The sequence below is a fragment of the Pseudomonas sp. Irchel 3F6 genome, assembly GCF_900187595.1.
GTDB classification, from domain to species: Bacteria; Pseudomonadota; Gammaproteobacteria; order Pseudomonadales; family Pseudomonadaceae; genus Aquipseudomonas; species Aquipseudomonas siliginis.
On sequence record NZ_FYDP01000001.1, the window covers coordinates 168,491 to 189,136 of the forward strand.

The following is a 20,646-nucleotide window of genomic DNA, read 5'->3' on the forward strand; positions in this document are numbered from 1 at the left end:
ATATCACCCTGGATTGCGCTAGTTCGGCGTCGGTATTTCGTTATGAATAGCAAAGTCCGTGGTTACTGAACGGGTTTTTTCTCAAGATCTTCGGAGTCGCTCGACGTCGCCGCATCCTTCTCCGTCTCGTGCGGTTCTGAGCCCGCGTTGGCGCCTGAAGACTCTTCACCTTTCTTGTTGGCCTTCTCATCATGGTCACTAGAGCTTTGTGCATGATTGACACCGGGCAGGGCGGTGGCGGGGGTGGCAGCGCCCGCTGTCGTTTCGGCTGCCCAAGCGTGGAGCGGGCCAATCAAGCACAGACTGAAAAACGAAATTGCGAAGATTTTCTTGTTCATCACGTGGGCCTTCTACGCGGTGGGATGTACTGCTTTGGATAAGCCTGTCTGCCAAAGGTGCGCAGTACTGGACGAGCGGCGAAGCCTGATTGTATTCAGCCGGATCAAAAATCTCGCGACAGCAGGCAAATTGCTGGCCCCCATAGGTGTTTCGCACCGGCAAAATCGCCTTTTTTCAAAAGGTTAGGTTGGCTACATGCGCACGATTGTCATCACCGTTGTGACGCTTTCCCTGGCTTTGATCGCCTCGGGAGTGCAGGCAAAAGAGTTGAGCAAGGGCCATCGCTTTGCCTGCACCTGGGGCTCGGATATTGCTGCCGGTGCGCAGCGATCAAAACTGTCCGGGGTTTCGCTGTATGGCGCGCGCAAGCAATTGCAGGTTCGCCGATTCCAGCAACCCTGGATGCGCATGACAGCGATGGGGATTACCGAGCAGACCTACAACAGCAGTTCGAAGCTCAAACCGGCAGCGGTCAAGCAGACCTATTACGAACAATGCGTACGCCATGAGTTGGCTCGGCGCTGATGCCGGTTTCTCAGGACTGATTTACACAGCTCAGGAATCGCGAGAGCCCTTGGCGACTGCCGGCCCGGCAACCCGCGGCGCCGCTTTGGTCTGCATCAGTGCATCCAGAGCCTTGCGATAGCCCTGGCCGCCAAGCGCCATGCTGTTGTTGTGCGTCGCGCCGGGCACGAGCAGCAGGCGTTTGGGCTGCTCTGCGGCATTGAATAGCTGCTCGCTGAAGCGCGGCGGCACGAAGGCATCAGCCAGGCCATGCACCACCAGCAGTGGCATGTGAATGTCGGCGATCTTGTCGATGGAATCGAATTTCTGCGACAGGAGCCAACGCACAGGAAGCGAGGTGTTGGCCACGGCGGCAGCTACGTCGGCGAGAGAAGTGAAGGTAGATTCGATGACCAGACCGCGAACCGGCAGAGGTGTGTTGTTGCGCGCCGCGTTCTGTCCGAGCTCGGCCGCCAGATCAATCGCCACCGCACCGCCGAGAGAGTGGCCGTAGATCAGGCGCTTGTTCGGGTCCGGTTGCAGCAGCTGGAAGCGCTCCCAGGCCACGCGGGCATCTTCATAAACGCTGCTTTCGGATGGTAGATAACCCTTGCTTTGGCCGAACCCGCGATAATCGATGGCCAGCACCGAATAGCCCGCCGCGCGTAGTTGCTCTATGCGGAACAACTGTCCGGTGAGGTTCCAGCGCACGCCATGCAAATAAAGGATTGCCGGGGCATTGGCACGTTCCGCCGGCCACCACCAGGCATGGATGTTCTGCCCGGCCTTGAAACTCTTCGGTTGCAGATCGAGTTCCTGAACGCTGCCGGGCAGACCGCGATACCAGCCGGCGGTGCCCGGCTCGATGCGAAACAACAGTTTGCGCTCGGTGTGTTCCAGCACCGCACAACTCGTCGGCACGCCAATGATCAGCGCGGCCATCATGGCGAACGCCAAGCGGCGGCGTCGCAGACGGGTCAGGAAGGACAGGAACATTAATCGTTTCACCACAGCGCAGACAAAGAACGCTTTTTACCAGATGCCTCGGTCTGCGCGTGACTGTTTTTCGACCACCGTGCACGCCCAACGATTACAAGATGCTGCAATCGATCACGCCACCTGCAGCACAATCTTGCCGATATGATCGCCGCCCTCCATGCGGGCATGGGCCTGAGCCGCGTCAGCCAGCGGGTAAACCTTGTCGATGATCGGCAGGCAGCGCCCGGCGCTGAGGGCAGGCCAAACGTGTTCTTGCAGTTGATCGGCGATGGCGGCTTTTTCCGTAGCCGTACGCGCGCGCAGCAGCGAACCGGTGACCACCGCGCGTTTGCCGAGGATCGCCAACAGATCGATGTCGTTGGCGCGGGCGCCGCCGAGAAAGCCGAGCATCACCAGTCGGCCATCCATTGCCAGTGCGCTGATGTTGCCGTTCAGATACGAGCCACCCATGATGTCGAGAATCACGTTCACGCCTTGATCTGCGGTTTTCTGGGCAATGACCTCGGCGAAATCTTCCTCACGATAGTTGATCGGTTGCCCGCCAAGCTGACGGATCGCGTCGCATTTTTCAGCACTGCCTGCGGTAGCAAACGCCTCGATGCCAAATTCACGACAGAGCATCAGCGCGGTGGTACCGATACCGCTGGTGCCACCGTGAATCAACACGCGCTGCCCGGCCTTGGCGGCGCCGAGGCCGAAAAGGTTGGCCCAGACGGTGAAAAAGGTTTCTGGAACTGCGGCGGCCTGGACCCAATCGACTCCATCCGGCACAGGCAAAGTCTGGCCGGCCGGAACCGCGCAATACTCGGCGTAGCCACCGCCATTGGTCAGCGCGCAGACCCGATCGCCGACCGCGAAACGCGTTACTCCGGCGCCAACCGCGACCACTTCGCCAGCCACTTCCAGACCGGGGATCGGGTCCATGCCGGGCTTCATCGGGTACTTGCCGGCGCGCTGCAAGGCATCCGGGCGATTGATGCCGGCAGCGTGAACGCGGATAAGCACTTGGCCTTCGCCAACGGTGGGCAGAGGTACGCGCCTGGCTTGCAATACTTCAGGGCCGCCGGGTTGGGTGATTTCGATACGGGTCATTTCTTTAGGCAGTGACATGTCGATTCCTGTGGAGAAGGTCGTGTAGATGGGAGCGCAGACAGGGTGCAATGATTCCCCTCAGTTCGCCGCGCAGCGCGTTTCATTAGCAGAGGGCAGCCAGCGCATGGCTAGCTCCAGCAGTAGAGCCACGACGATCGCGCCAGCGGCGATCACAAACAGCAGCGTGTGCTGGCCGCCCGAGGCATTGAACAATGCCGAATAGGCAAACCCGGCCAGCGCCTGAAAGGTTGCGAATGACACAGTGGCACGGCTCCAGGCGATCTGCTGACGGTGATGCGACGGCACCAGCTCATGCACGCGGGCCAAAGCCAGAGGGACGATGCCCGGCGGGAACGAGCCGAGAATCACCGCCAGTAAAGCCAGCGCCAGAAACGCATGGGAGACGGCGAGCAAACCGAGGGCAATGGCTTGAACTACCAACACCGGTCGAATACCAGTGCGGGCGCCAAGCTGGTCGGCCAGGAAGCCGTAAGTCACCGGCCCGACAATCGCTCCCAGGCCATACATCACCCAGACCATTGCGCCGATATGCGCCCCGGCGCCCAGTCCGCGAGCCACGTAATCCACCAGAAACACCATGGCAGGCACCAGCCCGGCGGCCATGAACGCGTATTGAGCGAACAACAGGTAAACGCCCGACGGTGTCGGCTCATCAGCCGACGTTGCGTGCGCAGCCACAGGGTGCGCGGTATCCGCAGGCCAGCCGAACCAGCTCAACGCGGTCAGCAACAACGCCAGCGCGCCCAGCCCCAGCCATGTTGCCTGCAAGCCCAGAGTCAGCAGTGGCGGCACGATGGTGCCGGAGCCAGCAATCCCCAGGCCGATGCCAAGGAAGATTGCGCCACTGGCCAGACCTCTGCGCGGCGCCGGAACGTGAGGCAGCACGGTTGCCGCCACCAGCACCATGATCGCGCCACCGGCTATGCCGGACAGCAAACGCCAGCCGAAGAACCAGCTCACCGACAGCGGATAAGCACAGGCAAAAAATGCTCCCGTGACCGCGAGCATCATCAGGCGCAGGGCGTTGCGGTTACCCAGTCGATGGGCCATGGGCCGACCGAGCAGGGCGCCGATCAAGTAGCCGACCAGATTGGCCGCGCCGAGATAGACGACATCATTGGCGGAAAACCACTGCGCCTGAATCAGCGAAGGGATCAGCGGCGTGTAGGCGAAACGCGCCAGGCCAATGCTGACCAGGCTGGCACAAAGCCCGGCGAAGATCGGCAGCCAGATGCCGGAGGAATTTGCAGTACGCATGATAGCGATCTCACAAGAGGTGTATGGCGCTCAGCTTATCGGCTATCTTGGCTGCGCATATGCAGCGATTAAGCGGCAGAGTGATGCAAAAATGCTTCGATGAGGACCAGCATGAATTGGGATGATGCGCGGGTTTTTCTGGCGGTCTGTCGCGAGTCCACCTTGCGCGGAGCTGCACGAGTTCTGGGCGTGGACCAGGCCACTGTCGGGCGGCGTATTACCGCGCTGGAAAAGTCTTTGAGCGCGACGCTGTTCCTGCGTACCTCCGATGGCTACGCGCTGACCAGTGTTGGTGAAGCGGCGCGTAAAAGTGTGGAAAAAATGGAGCATTCGGCACTGGAACTGGAGCGGCACATCCACGGGCTGGACGATCGTCTGACCGGTAACGTACGGGTCAGTACCACCGACTCGATGGCCATCGACTTCATCATCCCGGCGATGGCGCGCCTGCATGACCAGCACCCCGACGTGCAGATCCAGTTGGATGCGTCGACGCAAATCCTCAGTCTGGCCAAGCGCGAAGCCGATATCGCAGTGCGCAATACTCGGCCGGATAACCCGGATCTCATCGCTCGGCGAATCGCCCGTTGGCCTGTAGGACTTTTCGCAGCACAGGCCTATGTCGAGCGCCATGGACAACCGCAGCCCGGCAACGCTTTCGAGGGCCATGATCTGGTGGTGTATCAGCCGTACTTACAGAGCAAAAAAGACCTGACGCTGGTCTCTGAACCGTTGACCCGCGGACGCATCGTCGCCACGCTCAGCTCCAGCCTTTTGGTGCGTCGAGCCCTTGCCGCAGGCCTCGGGATAGGCGAGATACCGGTATACATGGGCGAACGCGATGGCCTCGTCAGACTTTGGCCGGAGCGGACCCGGCCGCTGCCGTATGAAGTGTGGCTGGTCACCCACGCCGACCTGCGTCACACCGCGCGGGTACGGGCGGTCATCGAGCAGATCGTTGAGGCTTTTGCGCTGGAAAACGAATAAGTGGTTCAGGGTTTTGCCGAGGCTACAACTGCTGACGAAACAGCCTACGTCCGAGACAGAATGGGCCGGCTTGTTGTAGTCCGTGATGAGTTCTATTGTCACTGCAGCTCGATGCAGACCTCAGTGACGCATCGAAACGAAGAGCCAGGGAAGGCCGCGTAGCCGCAGAAAGGTGTCGAATTGAAAATCAGGGAAGTGAATCAATATGCAGTCACGGACAGATCGGACGCGGGGCGGGACAGGCAAATCATGAGCAGCATAAGTCGCGAAGAATTCGATGCCAGGATAGAAACCATCGAGACGAGGATGGATGGCCGCGTGGCAGAAATGCGCGCCGACATTCGCGGGTTCCTGGCTGCTCAGGCAGAGCGGGACAAGGTCTATCTTGAACGGGACAAGGCCCTGCAGGAACGGGACAAGCGTTATGACCTGATGTGGATGGGCGTGCAGAAAATCGCCGACGAATCGCGGGAAGCGATCAGACAGGCATCGACGGTAAAGGCCAATTACTGGGCTGCCACCACTGTGCATTTCCTCGGCGTGGCTTCCTTGCTGGTTGGCGCACATTTTGCCAATCAGGCGGCGGTGTTGACCACGATACAAACCACGCTGGCAGCGATTCAGATTGGCAAAGAGGTATCGTCACCCAAACCTGTCGTACAACCCTCAGCAGAGCCGCCGCAATAAAAAACGGCCTTCAGTGGAAGGCCGTTCTGCATCGCGCCAGATCATGGCATTTCCGGCAACTCCTGAGGCCGCAAGTCGAACACCAGCACTTCGGCATCGACCCCGTTGCTCAAGGTGAGCAGCTGTTCTTCACGAACCCGCACGCCGTCGCCTTCCTGCAAGGCTTGGCCATTGAGTTCGACGCTGCCACGCGCAACGTGCACGTAAGCGTAACGATTGGCCGGCAATTTCAGCGTGGCACTTTCCTCGCCGTCAAATAACCCGGCGTAGACCCGCGCATCCTGACGGACTTTCAGGGAGCCACTGCTACCGTCCGGCGAGATGATCAGTTGCAGGCGACCACGTTTTTTCTGCGCGCTGAAGTGTTCCTGTTGATAGCGCGGCTTGGCGCCACTGACATCCGGCACGATCCAGATTTGCAGAAAGTGCACGGGCTTGGTGGCCGAGTGGTTGAACTCACTGTGCGCCACGCCGCTGCCGGCACTCATCAATTGCACGTCCCCAGGGCGGATCACCGAGCCAGTACCGAGGGTGTCCTTGTGTTCCAGCGCGCCTTCGAGCACATAGGAAAAGATCTCCATGTCGCGGTGCGGGTGCTGGCCAAAGCCTTTGCCGGCGGCGACCCGGTCATCGTTGATCACCAGCAGATCGGAGAAACCCTGTTCACGCGGGTTGCGGTAGCTGGCGAAAGAAAAGGTGTGAAACGACTTCAACCAGCCGTGATTGGCGAGGCCGCGATCGGAGGCTTTGCGAAGAGTCAGCATGATGAAATCTCCTGGCGGGACGTGAATTCGTCCGAGTGAGGAGAAGGTTACTGGTTACCCGGTGAGGCAATAAGTAGATGGAAATTGAAAGACTGTCCGGCTCAGGTTGACAGTTTTGCGTTATGGTTCACCCATTCGATCACGCTCCTGAACACTCGGTCCGCCATAATGCCTTGGCTGAAGCGTGCGTATTGACCCTTGAATATGTGTGAAACCTCCCATGAAAACCGTGGCAATGGTGCTGTTCCCTGACTTTCTGATGCTCGACATGGCGGGGCCGCTGGAGGTGTTTTCAGTCGCCAACCGTTATCTGAAACCTGATCTGCACTATCAATTGACGACTCTCGGGACAGAGCGCGGCTTGCTGAGGGCGTCCAACGGCGTGCAGGTTCAGGCTGACTTGCACATCGACGAAGCGGCCGAGCGCTATGACCTGCTATTGGTGCCGGGCGGACCCGGCGCCTATAACCAGAGATTTCCCGAGCTGTTTGGCTGGTTGAAAAAAGCCGTGCCGCGCGCGGAGCGTTACGGTTCGATTTGCACTGGCGCATTCATCCTCGGCCACGCCTGCCTGCTTGATGGTTATCGCGTCACCACGCATTGGAACTACACCGAACGGCTGATCAAGGCTTTCCCGAAAACCACGGTGACCACCGATCAGATCTACGTCGAGGATCGTAATCTCATCACCTCCGGTGGCGTTACGGCCGGCATCGACCTGGCGCTGGCGGTGGTGGCCAGAGATCACGGCAAGAAAATCGCCCAGGACGTTGCCAAGGTCTTGTTGGTGGTCATGAAGCGCCAGGGCGGGCAAGCGCAGTTCAGCCCGTTGATGGCGGCAGTCTCACCGCAAGAAACGCCCATCACCCGCGCGCAGAATTACGTCCTTGAACATCTGGATGAAGCGTTCACCGTCGAGCGCATGGCCGGATTGGCGAACATGAGCGCACGGCACTTTGCTCGCCTGTTCGCCCGTGACGTCAATATGACGCCGATGGAGTTTTTGCAGAATGCCCGCATTGACTGCGCGCGAAACCTGTTGGAAACCGGCGATCTGCCGCTCAAGACCATCGCCTACAAAAGCGGCTTTGGCAGTGTCCGGCACATGCGCTCGTTGTTCGCCGAAAAGCTCGGTCTTACACCGTTACAATACCGCGAACAGTTCAGCTAGAGCGGTTCTGTCCGTCTGACGCAGTCGGATGTCCGTGCTGCGTCGGCTCTGGCGGTTGTATCGTCACGCGAGAGTGCCAAGATGTTTGGCATGAATAATCACAACGACACAAGCCACGGTTCAGTGCTGCGTTTCGGCCCCTACGCCTTTCATGTGCGCCAACGTCTGGTCCTTGAAGGAGAGCAGCCGCTGCGCATGGGCGGGCGCGCCATGGACATCCTTCAGGCGCTGCTCGAACACGCGGGTGAGGTGGTCAGCAAAGAGCAGTTGATTGCTCGAGTATGGCCGACCTCGGTCGTCGAAGAGATCAACCTGCGGGTGCACATTGCGGCGTTGCGCCGCGCACTGGGTGACGGCGTAAACGGGCAGCGTTTCATCATTCACGTGGCGCACTGCGGCTACAGTTTTGTCGCCCCGGTGGAGCAGGGCACCAGTGATGCGCTGACCATGCCCGCTGCCGCGCTCATGCCCCTGCACAATCTTCCGGCACGACTGACGCCAGTCAGTGGGCGCGACGCCCTGATTGGTAGTCTGGTTCGACAAATGCCGGTATGCCGCTTGATGACGATTACCGGTGCGCCGGGTGTTGGCAAGACCACTGTGGCATTGCGCGTGGCGGAATTGCTCCTGCAATACTTTCGCGATGGCGCCTGGTGGGTCGACCTTGCCAGCCTCGAAGATGACATTCCATTGCTCGAGCGCCTGTTGCACACCCTGAAGACAGACTTTTTCACACTGACCGGCCGGCACGCCTTGTTGATACTGGATAACTGCGACCACCAGCGCGACAGCTGTGCGGCACTGGTGGAAACGCTGTTGCATGCTGCGCCTCGCCTGTCGATTCTGGTCACCGGCCGCGAAGCCTTGCAAGTCGCGCAGGAGACCGTTCATTACGTGCCGCTGTTGGCGATTCCCAAGCGCTCGACATTGAACACCGTCGAAGAAGCCATGGGCTATCCGGCGGTGCAGTTGTTCGTCAATCGCGCGCGGGCACGGCAGCATGGCTTCTGTTTGCGTGAGCAGGATTTGCCAGGTGTGCGCGAGATCTGCCGTCAACTGGACGGTCTGCCGCTGGCGATCGAGCTCGCCGCTGCGCAGATCGACGCGCTGGGCTTGATCGGCTTGCAGGCACAGGTTGAAAACGGCCTGCAGTTGCTTGGCCAAGGCCGGCGCACCGCGGAACCGCGCCATCAGTCGATGGCCGCTGCGATCGATTGGAGCTTCCAGTACCTGACGGAGATGGAACAGCGTGTGCTGCTGCGTCTGTCGGTATTCAGCGCGGGCTTTACCCTGGAGGCCGCACTGAGTGTGATCAGCAGCGCGGATCTGGCGGGTTCCAGACTGTCCGCGATAATCGAAGGGTTGGCGCGCAAATCGTTGCTTGTTCGAGAACCCAACCGTGCGACGGCCCGCTATTGGATGCTCAACACCGTGCGCCGCTATGCTCGTGATCAGTTCGAGCGCAGTGACGACAAGTTCGAACTGAAACAGCGCCATGCGCGCTATCTCAGCAGAACGCGCAACGCTTCAGGCCGGGCACTGCTCGTGGAGGCTGTCGAGTAGCAGGCGGACCTTGCGCAAGTCCGGTGTGGCGTAGCCTTCGGTGAAGCGCTGGTAAATGGGGCTGAGCAAATCCCATGCTTCGCGATGGCGGGACTGGCGCTGCCATAATCGGGCGAGGTCCGTGGCGCTGCGCAGTTCCCAAGCGAGGGCGCCCTGGCTTCTGGCGATGGCCAGAGCTTGTTGCAGGGTTTGTTCGGCTTCTCGGGTTTCAGCGGTGTCTGAGCGGGCCGATTCGCGAGCAGGCTCGCTCCCACAGGATGAACCCTTCAACAATGCCGCCGCCCGCGCCCGCAATATCTCCGCTGCACTCCATCCCGCATCGCCATTGCGCGCGCGCTCCACCAGTGCATCATCGACAAAACGCTCATCCAGCGTAACCATCACTTCCCGAATCAGACCGCTGCTCTGTGCTGGTACGGGCACGGCATTATCCGGATCGATCACCTGCGCATACTGCCGGCCCCAGTTATTGAACAGCAGCACCGAGTGCTTCTGCGATTGTTCCAGCAGCAACTGCAGCAGCGCGCGGGCGTTTACATGGTCGCCGTTGTAATGAGCGATCAGACAACTGGCCAGCGCCAGGGTGTAACAGATCGATGTGCCGTGATTGATCTGCACGGCGATGTCCAGCGCCTGCCGTGCGGCGCGCCAGGCTTGCTCGGGCAGACCCTGCAACCACAGCACTCGGGCCAGCACTGTCAGCGAAGCGACGCTCTGATCGTACTGCACGCCAAAACCATGGGTGAAACGATTGAGATGGCCGCTGTGTGCCATGCGTTGCAGCACCTGCTCGGCATGTACGCGTGCCTGCGGCTGGTCGCCGGCATAATGCAGGGCCAGCACGCGCAAGCGATGTGTGCTCAGTGACAGCAGCGGTTCGCCGTGCAGGCCGATGCGGTCGAATAGCTCACTCTGGGCCAAAGCCATGCGGTAATGCCCGCAACTCAGATTGACCGCCATGTGCCCCGACACTGCGCGCAGTTGCCCGGCCAGATCGCCGTGTTCCTCGGCCAATTGGCAGGCGTCGACGAAGGCCTGAATGGTTTGTGGCGTGCCGCCCCAGGTGTGATAGCTGGCGCTACCGAGCGCCAGTTTCAAGGCGATTTGCAGGCGAGGGCAGGGCGGTAGCAGCGAGTCTGCTGGCGAAGCCTCCAGCAGACTCAGTGCCCGGCGTACATAGCGGCTGTAATCGCGCAGCAACGACAGCTCCTGCCACAAAGGCGCCGACGCGGCTGCCAGTTGCACCCCCAGCTCATCCGGTCCCGGCCCGTTGAGGCTCCAGTCCAGCGCCGCGCGCAAATCCTCCAGACCCCGGGCATAGCGCTCCATCCACAATACAGTCGGAGTATTGTCCCAATCCGCCTGCGCCTGCTGCATCAGTGTCAGGCAGCGCTCGGCGTGGCGTTGGCGGGTTGCGTTGAGCTCGTCGGCCTGTTCGAGTTTTTCCAGTGCGTAGTGGCGGGTAGTGTCGAGCAAGCGATAGAAAACATCTTCGTCGCCCACTTCGACGCTCAGCAGGGATTTGGCCACCAATTGTGTGACGGCGGTGAACACCGCGCCGGGATCAATCTGTTGGCCGATGACCACCGCTGCCGCCGAGGCGAGGGTGAAGCTGCCGCGGAAAATCCCCAGTCGCCGCAGACAGGTTTGCTCGCAGACGTTGAGCAGGTTGAAACTCCAGTCCATCGTCGCGCGCAGGGTCAGGTGGCGTTCGGCGCTGCTGTGGTGTCCGGCCGACAATGGCGGCAAACCCTCGCGCAATTGCTTGAGCAATCCGTCCATGCCCAATTCGCTGACCTGCGCGGCGGCCAGTTCCAGTGCCAGCGGAATGCCGTCCAGGCGCTGGCAGATTTCGATCGCTTGCGGCAGCTCGGCGTGGCTTAGTCGGAAGTTTTCCCTGGCTGCGGTGGCGCGCTCGACAAACAACTGCATCGCAGCAAAGCCCAGTGCTTGGGCCGGCTCCATCGGGGTCGACATGGACGGGCATTCGAGCGATTCCAGACGCTGCACGAACTCACCCTCAGCGCGCAGGCTCTCGCGGCTGGTCGCCAGGATATGCACCTTTGGTGCCCCCCGCAGAATCTGCTCGCTGAGCGCGGCGACCGCATCAATCAAGTGCTCGCAGTTGTCGATCACCAACAACATTTGCTGTTCTCGCAGGCCGTCGACCAGACCAGCCTGCGCATCGCCTTCAGCTGCGGACAGATCAAGCAGCGTCGCCAGATGCGAGCCGATCAGCGCGGGATCGGCGATGGGCGCCAGATCCACCAGGCGGATGCCGTCGCGATACTGGTCGAGCAATTGTTCGGCGACGCGCAGGGCGACGGTGGTCTTGCCAATGCCGCCGGGGCCGACCAGAGTGATGCAGCGTCGGCGCGGCAGTTGCGTAATCAAGTGATCGATCAGGGGTTGGCGACCAATCATCCGCGTACGACGCAGCGGCAGGTTGTGCCGGGGCGCGGCGACCGCAGGCGTTGCTTCGATGCTGTCGAGCACGAACGGTGCGACAAAGCTGTAGCCGCGCTGCGCCACGGTGACAATGTAGCGCTGGCCGTTCTGCCCGTCGCCAAGTGCTTTGCGCAGCGCCGCCATGTGCACGCGCAGGTTGATGTCTTCAACGACGCTGTCTGGCCAGACCCCGGCCATCAATTGCTGTTTGCTCACCACTTCACCGGCATGGGCCAGCAAAATCAGGAGGATGTCCATCGCCCGCCGTCCCAGGCGCAAAGGCTGTTGGCCTTCAAGTAGCAATCGTTGCCCGGGATGAATCCGATAGGGGCCAAACGCAATGGCCTGATTCGGGGAAAAACTCAACAGCGCGCTCCTGCGGTGATGCGGCGGACAGGGCGAATCAGTGCCTGGCGCATGCGCAGGCCGTCTGATCCGGGGTGTCCGGGCATAATCCTCAGGTTTGAGCATCAGTGCAACGGGTGGCGTAACGGCAGCAGTCAAAACACCGCAGGCTGCGCTGCGGTGTTTTTCGGTTTATCCATGACTCGACAGCGCCAGGCGAAGGGATTGATGCCCTCGCTGCGGGTGAACATGTGGCAGAAGTGCGCCTGATCGCAGAAGCCGCATTCGAGGCTGATTTGCGTCAGGCTCAAGTCGGTGTGCTGGATCAGCAACTTGGCTCGAGCCAGACGCTGGGCGCGGATCCAGTCCTGTGGCGACAGGCCGGTGCTGCACTTGAATGCGCGGGAGAAATGACTGCGTGACAGTGCACATGCCCGGGCCAGTTCAGCCACTTCGAGGCTTTCGCCCAAGCGATCCAGGATCAACTGTTTGATCTGGCGTTCGCGCTGCGGACTGAGTCCGCCAGTCGTGTTTTTACGCGGTTCGCTGGCAGGGGCGAGGGCGACGGTTTGCTGTGGATAAGCCATGGCCAAGGTCCGTGTCGGTGGGGAAGGCACGGTCGGCGCATTCCCTCAGGTCAAAAAAGCAACGCTGCGCAGAGGGCTTCATTGTTGGGCGATGCCTTGAGACTGACGAGTTAATCGTTGTTAATTTCCTCGCTCAGGCTGGAACTCAGCACATCCTTGCAAGTCAGCGCCCGGCGCTTTGCGCGACGATGTCGACAAAGCACGGCCGCCGTTGGCCAGGTTCAAAGGGGAATGCAATGAAAAGCTTGGTGAAAGCGGCAACGACGCTGGCGGTCGTGCTGGCAATGTCCGGCGCCATGGCGCAGGCACCGCAGGTTGGCACTCAAGCGCCGGGTTATTTCCGGCTGGCTGTCGGCGATTACGAAGTCACCGCGTTGTTCGACGGTTACAACGATTTGTCGCCGAAGTTGTTGCAGGGCATGAGCCAGAGTCAGATTCGCGCGCTGCTTGCGCGCCGTTCGATTGAAACCCCTGGCGTGCAGACGGCGTTCAATGCCTTTCTGGTCAACACTGGCAAACAACTGATTTTGGTCGACACGGGCGCAGGACAGTGCATCGGCGCCACCGCAGGCCAACTCTCGGCCAACATGCAGGCCGCCGGTTACAAGCCTGAACAGGTCGACACGATTCTGCTGACGCACCTGCACCTCGATCACGTCTGCGGTCTGGTCGACGCCGAAAAGAAACCGGTGTTCGCCAACGCCACCGTGTTTGCAGCCAAAGCCGAGGCCGACTACTGGCTCGATCCGGCAGCGCTGGCCAAGGCCCCAGCGGGCGCAAAAGAGTTTTTCAAGATAGCCCGGGACTCTACGGCGCCCTATGTTGCCGCCGGTCGCTTCAAGACGTTTGCCGCCGGGCAGTCGCCACTGCCGGGACTGGTCGAAGCAACCCTGGAAGCCGGCCACACGCCGGGCAGCACCACATATCGCTTCAATTCGCAGCAGCAGAGCATCGTGTTCATGGGCGATCTGGTGCATAACCTGGCGGTGCAGTTTTTGCACCCGGAAGTGTCGATCGGTTTCGACGTCAACAGTCAGCAAGCGATCAGCAGTCGTCAGGCAGTGTTCAGTGCTGCGGCAGCGAGCAAGACCTGGGTGACGGCAGCGCATCTGCCGTTCCCGGGCATCGGCCACATCACCGCCGAGGGCAAACATTTCCAATGGGTGCCGGTGGAGTACGGTCCGTACAAACGCGCGGCGAAAGTGCCATTGATCGAGTAAAGTGCCCAACGCCTGTGGCAAAAAGCGTCTGACACCGATAAGGAAACCACACCCATGAACCGTAACGATCTGCGCCGCGTCGACATGAACCTGCTGGTGATTTTCGAAGCGCTGATGTTCGAAAAGAATCTGACCCGTGTGGCGGAAAAACTGTTCATGGGCCAGCCGGCGGTCAGTGCTGCGCTGGGGCGCTTGCGTGATCTGTTCGACGATCCGTTGCTGCTGCGCAACGGTCGCGGTATGGAACCGACAGCGCGGGCGCTGGCGATCCTCAAGGAATTGCAACCGGCAATGGACGTGATTTCCGGCGCAGTCAGCCGCGCCAAGGAGTTCGAACCGGCCAGCAGTTGTGACGTATTTCGCATCGGGCTGTCGGACGACGCCGAGTTCGGTCTGTTTCCACCGCTGTTGCGCCAGCTTCAGCAGGAGGCGCCGGGGATCGTCGTGGTGGTGCGCCGCGCCAACTATCTGTTGATGCCGGCGCTGTTGGCTTCGGGGGAAATCTCCGTGGGCGTCAGCTACACCACGGATCTGCCGGCCAACGCCAAGCGCAAGAAGCTGCGTGATATTCCCTGCAAAGTGCTGCGCGGCGACGACCGTCCGGGGCCGTTGACCCTGGACGAATATTGCGAGCGTCCGCACGCGATGGTGTCGTTCTCCGGTGACCTGAGCGGCAATATCGATCTGGATCTGGCCAAGATCGGCCGTTGCCGCCGAGTCGTTCTCGGCGTACCGCAGTTCAGCGGCTTGCGCGCCTTGCTCGCCGGTACCGAGATGATCGCGACGGTCCCGGACTACGCCGCCTGTGCCTTGGTCGAAGGCTGCGCCCTGCGTGCCGAAGATCCGCCATTCCCGATCGATGCCGCGCAATTGTCCATGGCCTGGAGCGGGGTGCACGACAACGACCCGGCAGAGAAATGGCTGCGCTCGCGCATTAGCCAGTTCATGGCGGCGCCGCTGGATATTCCGGCGCTTTAACCGCCCTCGATTACACAAGCAGTTCTCCTGTGGCAGCGAGCCTGCTCGCGAAAGCGGTATGTCAGTTGGTGTGGATGTGACTGACCTGACGCCTTCGCGAGCAGGCTCGCTCCCACAGGGATTCGGGGTGGAATGAACATTGTTGGTCACCACAAAAACCTGTGGGCGCGAGCCTGCTCGCGAAAGCGGTGTGTCAGTCAATGTGGATGCGTCTGACCTGACACCTTCGCGAGCAAGCTCGCTCCCGCATTGTTTTGTGGCTGGCGGCAGAACATCAAAGACCTGAAAGGCAACTAAGCACACCCATCCAATTTCTCCCGCGCCGGCCTTGGCATGATTCCCGTCAATGACATTCAAAGGGTCGGGTCATGATTGCTACGAGGGATGAACAGGCGCGCGACATCGGGTTGCTGTTTCTGCGGGTCAGCGGCGGCTTGTTTCTGTTATGGGTGCACGGCTTGCCGAAGTTGCTGGACTTCACCGCGCAGCTGCAACTGATCGAAGACCCGTTCCACCTCGGCGCCCCCCTGACCCTGATCCTGGCGATCTTCGCCGAAGTCCTCTGCCCGTTGCTGATCGTCGCCGGTGTGCTGGCGCGATTGGCTTGTTTGCCTATTCTCTTTGTACTGCTCGTGGCGTTGCTGGTCGTGCATCCGCAATGGAGTGTGGCTGAAGGGCAGTTTGGCTGGTTGCTGTTGATTCTTTTCACCACCGTCTTGATCGCCGGGCCGGGACGGCTGGCGATTCCTGTTCGTTTGCCCGGAGTGCTGCGTTATGCCTGAAGTCCTCAATTCACAAGCACCGGGGGCCGATGAGACCGTCACGTTGATCATCAAACACTCAGTCAAGGCCGGTTTCGAGTCGGCCTATGAAGCATGGCTGCGCAATATCGTGCGCGTCGCCGGGCAGCGCGAAGGGCACCTGGGTGTCGACGTGGTGCGCGGCAAGCGCGGGCGTCTGGATTTCTACACTTGCGTATTGCGCTTTAGCTCCACCGAAGCGATGCAGGGCTGGCTGGAATCCTCCGAGCGTCAGGCGCTGGTCGCCGAAGCTGCGCCGATGCTGGCTGACGGTGATCAGACCGAAGTCGCACCGGTCAATGAATTCTGGTTCACACCGCTGGCCGAGGCCGGCTCGCCGCCGCCGCGCTGGAAGCAGGCTGTCGTCACACTGTTGGTGATTCTGCCGCACACCCTGCTGGTGCCGCTGATCTGGGGCCCGCTGCTGGCGCTGCATCCGCTTCTGTCCAACTACGTGGTCGCCACGTTCCTGATCACCCTGACCATCGTCCTCTCGGTGGTCTACGTGGTGATGCCGCCGGTCACCCGTTTGTTTACCCCGTGGCTGGAAGCCAGTCAGGCCCACGAACACCTCGATTCCCAAGAAACCTCGCCGCGTTAAGCGGGGTTTGCTTCTTTTCACTTTCGCTTGAGGAACTGCGATGAGCGCCGATCTGATTTTATTCAATGGCCAATTTCATACCGTAGACCGGGAAAAACCACTGGCCAGTGCGGTGGCGATCAAGGATGGCCGCTTCGTCGCCGTCGGTAACGATGCCGAGGCCATGGCCCTCAAGGGCAGCGCCACACAAGTGGTCGACATGAAGGGCCGCTGCGTCATCCCTGGCCTCAACGACTCGCACTTGCACCTGATTCGCGGCGGTCTGAACTACAACCTCGAACTGCGCTGGGAAGGCGTGCCATCGCTCGCCGACGCGCTGCGCATGCTCAAGGATCAGGCCGATCGCACGCCCACCCCGCAGTGGGTGCGCGTGGTCGGTGGCTGGAACGAATTCCAGTTCGCCGAAAAACGCATGCCGACCCTGGAAGAAATCAACCAGGCCGCGCCGGACACCCCGGTGTTCATCCTGCACCTCTACGACCGTGCGCTGCTCAACCGCGCTGCCCTGCGCGTGGCCGGCTACACCCGCGACACGCCAAACCCGCCGGGTGGCGAAATCGTCCGCGACAGCAACGGCAACCCGACCGGCATGCTGGTCGCGCGGCCGAACGCGATGATCCTCTACTCGACACTGGCCAAGGGACCGAAGCTGCCGCTGGAATATCAGGTCAACTCGACCCGCCAGTTCATGCGCGAGCTCAATCGCCTGGGCCTGACCAGTGCAATCGACGCCGGGGGTGGTTTCCAGAATTACCCGGACGATTACCAAGTGATCGAGCAACTGGCCAAAGACGACCAGTTGACCGTACGCATCGCTTACAACCTGTTCACCCAGAAGCCGAAAGAAGAGCTGACCGATTTCCAGAACTGGACCGGCAGCGTCAAGTTGCATCAGGGCCACGACTACCTGCGCCACAACGGTGCTGGCGAAATGCTGGTGTTCTCCGCCGCCGACTTCGAGGATTTCCTCGAGCCGCGTCCAGACCTGCCGCAGACCATGGAACAGGAGCTGGAGCCGGTGGTACGCCACCTCGTTGAGCAGCGCTGGCCGTTCCGTCTGCACGCCACGTACAACGAATCGATCAGCCGTATGCTCGATGTGTTCGAGAAGGTCAACCGCGACATTCCGTTCAACGGTCTGCCGTGGTTCTTCGACCACGCTGAAACCATCACCCCGCAAAACATCGAGCGCGTGAAGGCGCTAGGCGGCGGCATTGCGATTCAGGATCGCATGGCGTTCCAGGGCGAATACTTTGTCGATCGCTACGGCAAGCAAGCGGCCGAAGCCACGCCGCCGATCAAGCGCATGCTCGCCGAGGGCGTACCGGTTGGCGCTGGCACCGACGCCACCCGCGTGTCCAGTTACAACCCTTGGACTTCGCTGTACTGGATGGTCAGCGGCCGTACCGTTGGCGGTCTGGCGCTTTACGAAGAAGGCTTGCCACGCAGCACCGCGCTGGAACTGTTCACCCACGGCAGCGCCTGGTTCTCCTCGGAGCAGGGCAAGAAGGGCCAGATCCGCGTCGGCCAACTGGCAGACCTCGCGGCACTGAGCGCGGACTTCTTCAGCGTTGAGGAAGAAGCGATCAAGTGGATCGAGTCGGTGATGACCGTGGTCGGCGGCAAGATCGTCTACGCCGCCGGCGACTTCGAAGACCTCGGCCCGCGTTCGATTCCGGTGCTGCCGGACTGGTCGCCGGTAGTCAAAGTCCCGGGCCACTGGCGCCCGAACTCGCCACTGCAGGCGCAGGTTCACCAGTGCAGCGGGCCGTGCGCCGTGCACACCCACAGCCATGAAAAAGCGCGGATGTCGAATGCGCCGGTCAGCGATTTCGCCGGTTTCTGGGGCGCGTTCGGCTGTTCCTGCTTCGCGTTCTGAGTTTGAAAAAAGCGCCGGTCATCAGGGCCGGCGCTTCCCGCAACAACCATCCATCCAGGAGTTTTGCCATGAGCGTTCCTTACAAGCGTCTGAACAAAGATGATGCCGTCGTCCTGCTGGTCGATCACCAGACCGGTCTGATCTCGCTGGTGCAGGATTTCTCGCCGAACGAGTTCAAGAACAACGTGCTGGCACTGGGCGACATCGCCAAGTTCTTCAAGCTGCCGACCATTCTGACGACCAGCTTCGACGCGGGTCCCAACGGCCCGATCGTGCCCGAGCTGCTTGAGCAATTCCCTGACGCGCCGTTCATTCAGCGTCCAGGCCAGATCAACGCCTGGGACAACGAAGACTTCGTCAAGGCGATCAAAGCCACCGGCCGCAAGCAACTGATCATCGCCGGTGTAGTGACCGACGTTTGCGTAGCTTTCCCGACCCTGTCGGCGATTGCTGAAGGCTTTGAAGTGTTTGTTGTTACCGACTCGTCGGGTACCTTCAACACCACCGTGCAACAAGCGGCGTGGGCGCGGATGTCGGCCGCCGGTGCACACCTGATGAACTGGTTCGCTGTGGCTTGCGAGCTGCAAGGCGACTGGCGCAACGACATGGAAGGTCTGGCGCATCTGCTGTCCGAGCGTCTGCCTAACTATCGCAACCTGATCAACAGCTATACCAAGTTCACTGCCAAGTAATCTGGTCGAAAGTCAAAAGCCCCTCACCCTAGCCCTCTCCCGGAGGGAGAGGGGACTGACCGCGTTGTTTGCTAGAGTTGCATCGACCTGCAATACCGAGCCGAGCTCCGCTCTTGAAACGCATGGAGATCGGCTCCCTTTCCCCCCTCGCCCCCTTAGGGGGAGAGGGCTGGGCGGGCGGCGTTCCGATGAGGGGGTGAGCTTTTGATCTTCAAAGTTTCAGATCAGCGTTTTTGCAACCACCCCAAAAAACCACCTTTTTTCACCGCCACCGGTTTGGCCATCAGCGCGAGGCGACTGTTCTGCTGACGCACCGCCTGCAACTTGTTCAAGGCCCGGCCGACTTCGCTGCGCTTGTCCATGCACTCACGGGTCAACTGTTTGTCGAGACGATAGATGATGCTCGACGTCAGCGCCGTGAACGTCGCCTGCGACGGTGTATCGGCAAGAATGCTCTGTTCGCCCATGACTTCGCTCGGCCCCATGCGCCCGGCCTCGGTCTGGCCATTGCCGTCCGGCACCGTCGCGCTGACCACGCCCGTGGCGATCACGAACAGACTGTCCGGCACCTCGTCCAGATCCAGCACCACCTGACCGGCCGTGTACTGCTGCGCGACCATCGACTCAGCCAGGCGATCGCGCTCTTCACTGCTCAGCGAGCGGAAAATCTTCACCTCATCCAGCAACGCACGGGCGCGGCTCGACGGTTCGATCACGCCGTCGGGATGGCGCGAAATACCTGCGGCTTCGAGATGGCGATGGGCGAGGTCGAACAGTTGATTGCGCACTTCGCTCTTCTTGCCCAGCTCAGCGATGAAACCGCTGGCAACGTATTCCGACATGGTTTCGCCGGCTTCTTTGAGTACGGCTTTCGGCGCCGGGCTGAGCAACAGCGAACTGCTGCCCTGCAGAGTGCGATCAAGGGCATCCAATACCCGACGCGGACGAATGTGGTTCGGCACTTTGATACTGATCGAGACACCGTGCATGTTGCTCGGCCGGCTGAGATTGACGATTTTCGCCTTGGCCGCCACCGAGTTCGGTACTACGGCCATGGTGCCGGCGCTGGTCAGCAGGTGCGTGGCGCGCCAGTCGATATCGAAGACCTTGCCTTCGACGCCGTCGATCATCACCAGATCGTCCACCTGATACGGCTTGGTGGTGTTGAGGACGATGCCGGAAAACACATCGGCGAGGGTGCTTTGCAGCGCCAGACCGACCACGATCGCGACCACCCCGGAGGTGGCCAGCAGACCTTTGACCGGCAGCTCCAGCACGTAACCGGCCGCCGCGACAATCGCGACCAGAAACACCAGCGCACCGATGACATCCTGCAGCAAGCGACCGCTGTGACCGATGCGGCGCATCAGCGCCAGGCCGATCACTTCGGTCAGCACCCGTGCTGCGTACAACCACCAGAGAATCCCCAGCGCCGTCGCCCCCAGTTGTGCCACGCGATCATCAGCGAAAAGCGGCGCCTGCAACGGGCTGACACCGGCGTTGATCACCAGCGCGCTGAATGCCAGAAACAGTGCCAGACGCACACCGACTCGCGGCGCGCGATGGCTGAAGGGCGAGAAATGCCAGAGCGCGGCGTCGAGCAGCAACAGGACGGCGCTCCAGGACAGCAGGTGGGCGTAGAAAAGAGTCATGACCGAAGCTCCGCAATGGCTGCAAATGAAAAGATCGCAGCCTGCGACAGCTTCTACTTT

Annotated in this window: 19 protein-coding genes; 11 read left to right on the forward strand and 8 right to left on the reverse strand. The window is 60.9% G+C overall.

Annotated elements, in window-relative coordinates:
• Window positions 1-62: 62 nt before the first annotated feature.
• Complete coding sequence (locus CKW30_RS00700) at window positions 63-338, reverse strand: hypothetical protein (RefSeq protein ID WP_095179513.1); 276 nt, start codon at window positions 336-338, stop codon at window positions 63-65.
• A 196-nt stretch (window positions 339-534) separates the two neighbouring features.
• On the opposite strand from CKW30_RS00700, the gene CKW30_RS00705 reads away from it, so the two are divergent.
• The gene (locus CKW30_RS00705) at window positions 535-864 is read left to right on the forward strand and encodes a hypothetical protein (RefSeq protein WP_041478568.1); all 330 of its coding nucleotides are present in this window, start codon (window positions 535-537) and stop codon (window positions 862-864) included.
• A 30-nt stretch (window positions 865-894) separates the two neighbouring features.
• Here the strand turns inward: CKW30_RS00705 and CKW30_RS00710 are convergent, their stop codons facing one another.
• From CKW30_RS00710 to CKW30_RS00720, 3 genes are all read right to left on the reverse strand, one after another.
• A complete protein-coding gene (locus tag CKW30_RS00710) occupies window positions 895-1,839 on the reverse strand; it encodes an alpha/beta hydrolase (RefSeq protein ID WP_095179514.1) in 945 nt (314 codons plus the stop codon).
• A gap of 114 nt (window positions 1,840-1,953) precedes the next feature.
• On the reverse strand, window positions 1,954-2,952 hold the full coding sequence (locus CKW30_RS00715; RefSeq protein WP_095179515.1) for an NAD(P)H-quinone oxidoreductase: 999 nt from the start codon (window positions 2,950-2,952) through the stop codon (window positions 1,954-1,956).
• Between the two features lie 60 nt (window positions 2,953-3,012).
• The gene (locus CKW30_RS00720) at window positions 3,013-4,212 is read right to left on the reverse strand and encodes a YbfB/YjiJ family MFS transporter (protein WP_095179516.1); all 1,200 of its coding nucleotides are present in this window, start codon (window positions 4,210-4,212) and stop codon (window positions 3,013-3,015) included.
• Window positions 4,213-4,323: 111 nt separating this feature from the next.
• Between CKW30_RS00720 and CKW30_RS00725 the strand changes: the two genes are divergently transcribed.
• On the forward strand, window positions 4,324-5,199 hold the full coding sequence (locus CKW30_RS00725) for a LysR family transcriptional regulator (RefSeq protein ID WP_095179517.1): 876 nt from the start codon (window positions 4,324-4,326) through the stop codon (window positions 5,197-5,199).
• 180 nt (window positions 5,200-5,379) lie between these two features.
• Window positions 5,380-5,886 (forward strand): hypothetical protein, encoded by a 507-nt coding sequence (locus CKW30_RS00730; protein WP_252869157.1) that lies wholly within the window; start codon window positions 5,380-5,382, stop codon window positions 5,884-5,886.
• Window positions 5,887-5,927: 41 nt separating this feature from the next.
• Here the strand turns inward: CKW30_RS00730 and CKW30_RS00735 are convergent, their stop codons facing one another.
• Window positions 5,928-6,650 (reverse strand): pirin family protein, encoded by a 723-nt coding sequence (locus CKW30_RS00735; RefSeq protein ID WP_095179518.1) that lies wholly within the window; start codon window positions 6,648-6,650, stop codon window positions 5,928-5,930.
• A 220-nt stretch (window positions 6,651-6,870) separates the two neighbouring features.
• On the opposite strand from CKW30_RS00735, the gene CKW30_RS00740 reads away from it, so the two are divergent.
• Both CKW30_RS00740 and CKW30_RS00745 read left to right on the forward strand, forming a co-directional pair.
• Window positions 6,871-7,821, forward strand: a complete 951-nt coding sequence (locus tag CKW30_RS00740; RefSeq protein WP_095179519.1) for a GlxA family transcriptional regulator — start codon at window positions 6,871-6,873, stop codon at window positions 7,819-7,821.
• A gap of 90 nt (window positions 7,822-7,911) precedes the next feature.
• Window positions 7,912-9,384: a winged helix-turn-helix domain-containing protein gene (locus CKW30_RS00745; RefSeq protein WP_095179520.1), complete on the forward strand. Its 1,473-nt coding sequence runs from the start codon at window positions 7,912-7,914 to the stop codon at window positions 9,382-9,384.
• On the opposite strand, the gene CKW30_RS00750 is transcribed toward CKW30_RS00745, so the two are convergent.
• Both CKW30_RS00750 and CKW30_RS00755 read right to left on the reverse strand, forming a co-directional pair.
• Window positions 9,349-12,198 carry a winged helix-turn-helix domain-containing protein gene (locus CKW30_RS00750; RefSeq protein ID WP_095179521.1) on the reverse strand — a complete coding sequence of 950 codons (2,850 nt, stop codon included), beginning with the start codon at window positions 12,196-12,198 and terminating at the stop codon, window positions 9,349-9,351. The genes CKW30_RS00745 and CKW30_RS00750 overlap by 36 nt on opposite strands.
• Window positions 12,199-12,332: 134 nt before the next feature.
• Entirely contained in the window at window positions 12,333-12,764 is a 432-nt protein-coding gene (locus tag CKW30_RS00755; protein ID WP_056784487.1) for a helix-turn-helix domain-containing protein, read from the reverse strand.
• Window positions 12,765-13,000: 236 nt separating this feature from the next.
• On the opposite strand from CKW30_RS00755, the gene CKW30_RS00760 reads away from it, so the two are divergent.
• The 6 genes from CKW30_RS00760 (at window position 13,001) to ycaC (ending at window position 18,934) form a co-directional block, all read left to right on the forward strand.
• Window positions 13,001-13,984: an MBL fold metallo-hydrolase gene (locus tag CKW30_RS00760; RefSeq protein WP_056784490.1), complete on the forward strand. Its 984-nt coding sequence runs from the start codon at window positions 13,001-13,003 to the stop codon at window positions 13,982-13,984.
• Between the two features lie 54 nt (window positions 13,985-14,038).
• Entirely contained in the window at window positions 14,039-14,962 is a 924-nt protein-coding gene (locus CKW30_RS00765; protein ID WP_039762138.1) for a LysR family transcriptional regulator, read from the forward strand.
• A gap of 368 nt (window positions 14,963-15,330) precedes the next feature.
• Window positions 15,331-15,744 carry a DoxX family protein gene (locus CKW30_RS00770; RefSeq protein WP_095179522.1) on the forward strand — a complete coding sequence of 138 codons (414 nt, stop codon included), beginning with the start codon at window positions 15,331-15,333 and terminating at the stop codon, window positions 15,742-15,744.
• Window positions 15,737-16,363 (forward strand): antibiotic biosynthesis monooxygenase, encoded by a 627-nt coding sequence (locus tag CKW30_RS00775; RefSeq protein WP_041478579.1) that lies wholly within the window; start codon window positions 15,737-15,739, stop codon window positions 16,361-16,363. Before CKW30_RS00770 ends, CKW30_RS00775 begins: the two co-directional genes overlap by 8 nt.
• Before the next feature lie 40 nt (window positions 16,364-16,403).
• Window positions 16,404-18,242 (forward strand): amidohydrolase, encoded by a 1,839-nt coding sequence (locus CKW30_RS00780; RefSeq protein ID WP_095179523.1) that lies wholly within the window; start codon window positions 16,404-16,406, stop codon window positions 18,240-18,242.
• 68 nt (window positions 18,243-18,310) lie between these two features.
• Window positions 18,311-18,934, forward strand: a complete 624-nt coding sequence (ycaC, locus tag CKW30_RS00785) for an isochorismate family cysteine hydrolase YcaC (protein WP_016774080.1) — start codon at window positions 18,311-18,313, stop codon at window positions 18,932-18,934.
• Between the two features lie 224 nt (window positions 18,935-19,158).
• Here the strand turns inward: ycaC and CKW30_RS00790 are convergent, their stop codons facing one another.
• Window positions 19,159-20,586, reverse strand: coding sequence for a mechanosensitive ion channel family protein (locus tag CKW30_RS00790; RefSeq protein ID WP_073474277.1), 1,428 nt, complete (start codon window positions 20,584-20,586; stop codon window positions 19,159-19,161).
• Window positions 20,587-20,646: the final 60 nt, after the last annotated feature.

Coding starts and splice junctions, on each gene's coding strand:
- CKW30_RS00725 (WP_095179517.1), top strand. CDS start 4,324: ATGAATTGGGATGATGCGCGGGTTTTTCTGGCGGTCTGTCGCGAGTCC.
- CKW30_RS00705 (WP_041478568.1), top strand. CDS start 535: ATGCGCACGATTGTCATCACCGTTGTGACGCTTTCCCTGGCTTTGATC.
- CKW30_RS00755 (WP_056784487.1), bottom strand. CDS start 12,764: ATGGCTTATCCACAGCAAACCGTCGCCCTCGCCCCTGCCAGCGAACCG.
- CKW30_RS00790 (WP_073474277.1), bottom strand. CDS start 20,586: ATGACTCTTTTCTACGCCCACCTGCTGTCCTGGAGCGCCGTCCTGTTG.
- CKW30_RS00765 (WP_039762138.1), top strand. CDS start 14,039: ATGAACCGTAACGATCTGCGCCGCGTCGACATGAACCTGCTGGTGATT.
- ycaC (WP_016774080.1), top strand. CDS start 18,311: ATGAGCGTTCCTTACAAGCGTCTGAACAAAGATGATGCCGTCGTCCTG.
- CKW30_RS00770 (WP_095179522.1), top strand. CDS start 15,331: ATGATTGCTACGAGGGATGAACAGGCGCGCGACATCGGGTTGCTGTTT.
- CKW30_RS00780 (WP_095179523.1), top strand. CDS start 16,404: ATGAGCGCCGATCTGATTTTATTCAATGGCCAATTTCATACCGTAGAC.
- CKW30_RS00745 (WP_095179520.1), top strand. CDS start 7,912: ATGAATAATCACAACGACACAAGCCACGGTTCAGTGCTGCGTTTCGGC.
- CKW30_RS00740 (WP_095179519.1), top strand. CDS start 6,871: ATGAAAACCGTGGCAATGGTGCTGTTCCCTGACTTTCTGATGCTCGAC.
- CKW30_RS00700 (WP_095179513.1), bottom strand. CDS start 338: ATGAACAAGAAAATCTTCGCAATTTCGTTTTTCAGTCTGTGCTTGATT.
- CKW30_RS00775 (WP_041478579.1), top strand. CDS start 15,737: ATGCCTGAAGTCCTCAATTCACAAGCACCGGGGGCCGATGAGACCGTC.
- CKW30_RS00715 (WP_095179515.1), bottom strand. CDS start 2,952: ATGTCACTGCCTAAAGAAATGACCCGTATCGAAATCACCCAACCCGGC.
- CKW30_RS00710 (WP_095179514.1), bottom strand. CDS start 1,839: ATGTTCCTGTCCTTCCTGACCCGTCTGCGACGCCGCCGCTTGGCGTTC.
- CKW30_RS00720 (WP_095179516.1), bottom strand. CDS start 4,212: ATGCGTACTGCAAATTCCTCCGGCATCTGGCTGCCGATCTTCGCCGGG.
- CKW30_RS00760 (WP_056784490.1), top strand. CDS start 13,001: ATGAAAAGCTTGGTGAAAGCGGCAACGACGCTGGCGGTCGTGCTGGCA.
- CKW30_RS00735 (WP_095179518.1), bottom strand. CDS start 6,650: ATGCTGACTCTTCGCAAAGCCTCCGATCGCGGCCTCGCCAATCACGGC.